This is a genomic window from Paracoccus marcusii (assembly GCF_006151785.1).
Classification (GTDB): Bacteria; Pseudomonadota; Alphaproteobacteria; order Rhodobacterales; family Rhodobacteraceae; genus Paracoccus; species Paracoccus marcusii.
This window is the reverse complement of record NZ_VDDD01000248.1, coordinates 1-1,305: the sequence shown is the minus strand read 5'-3', so window position 1 is coordinate 1,305 and position 1,305 is coordinate 1. Positions and strand designations below refer to the sequence as shown.

Here is a 1,305-nt window from a genome sequence, read left to right as displayed (position 1 = left end):
CTCGCCCCCCGTCGGCACCTGGGCCAGGGCGGCCGCCGCCTGCTGCAGGGTGGCGCCCGCAGGGGGCGTCGCCCGGCCGGCCAGGAACCCACCCAGGCCCACTGCCAGGACCAGCGACGCGGCCATTGCCCAGGCCGCCATCGGCCGCGCAGACAACCTGCGCCTGAATGGCACGACGACCGGATCGGAAGCAGGCGTGCCCGCCATGACGGTTGCGATCAGCCGGTCGGGCACCGGTTCCGGAGGATAGGCCGCCTGCAGGCCATGACGGGTATCGACGAACAGCGCGAAGCGGTCAGCCAAGGCGGGGTCGGTCTCGATCCGCTGCCACAGGCGTTCGGCGGTGGTCTCGTCAAGTTCGCCATCCGCCAGGGCCATCAGCATCTCGTCGCTCTCGTCGTTGGGATCAATCGGGGGGTCGATACGGGTCATCGGATCATGCCTTTGCGGATTGCTTCAGCCCAGCCTGGCCGACAGCAGGGCGGGATCGTCCTGCAGCGCCTGCGCCAGGGCCGCGCGGGCGCGGCCGAGGCGGCTCATCACCGTGCCCAAAGGCACGTCCAGCGCCAGCGCGGCCTCGCGATAGCGCATGCCCTCGACGCAGACCAGCATCAGCACGACGCGCTGATCCTCGGGCAGGCGGCTCATGGCGCGACGCACATCGGCCAGATGCAGGCGGGTCTCGGTCACCTCGCGGCCGTCCTGGCCCACAAGAGGCATGGCGTCGTCATCGTCCAGGCTGTCGGTGTCCCGCCGGGCGCGTACATGGTCGATGAAGCTGTTGCGCAGGATGCGGAACAGCCAGCTGTCCATCCGCGTCCCCGGCACGAAGGCGTCCAGGTTTCGCAGCGCCTTCTCGACGGTGATCTGCACCAGGTCGTCGGCCAGCGCGTGCTGGCCCGACAGGCCGCGGGCAAAGGACCGCAGGCGGGGCAGCAGCGCGATCATCTGGGCGCGCAGGTCATCGGTCACGGACAGGGTCCCCCCTTGCGGTCTTGGTTGACCTTGAAACGTGGCCCCTCCGCTTTTATTCCATCGCACGCGAAAGAAAAGTGCGCGCAGCGGGCCGATGGGAATAGACTGGTTCCGCCGACCGTTTCCATGACCCGACCCGATCGCATCAAGGACCCGCCGATGACCCAGGACGCCCCGACCACCCGCCGCGCGCTGCTGACCCGGATGGGACTGGCGGCCGGGCTGGCCTATGCGACTCCGACGCTGATCGGGACCGGCACGGCCCGCGCGTCCGATGCCAGCGCGCCGTCGGGGCGGGCATCGGTGTCGCGCCCGGTGCGCCAGCGACGG

General features: G+C 70.4%; 2 protein-coding genes. Both read right to left on the bottom strand.

The window, feature by feature from the left end:
* Positions 1-432 (bottom strand): anti-sigma factor family protein (locus FHD68_RS18570; protein ID WP_425277560.1); only part of this gene is annotated, 432 nt, incomplete at its 3' end.
* 24 nt (positions 433-456) lie between these two features.
* A complete protein-coding gene (locus tag FHD68_RS18565; protein ID WP_208863817.1) occupies positions 457-972 on the bottom strand; it encodes a sigma-70 family RNA polymerase sigma factor in 516 nt (171 codons plus the stop codon).
* Between the last annotated feature and the right edge of the window lie 333 nt (positions 973-1,305).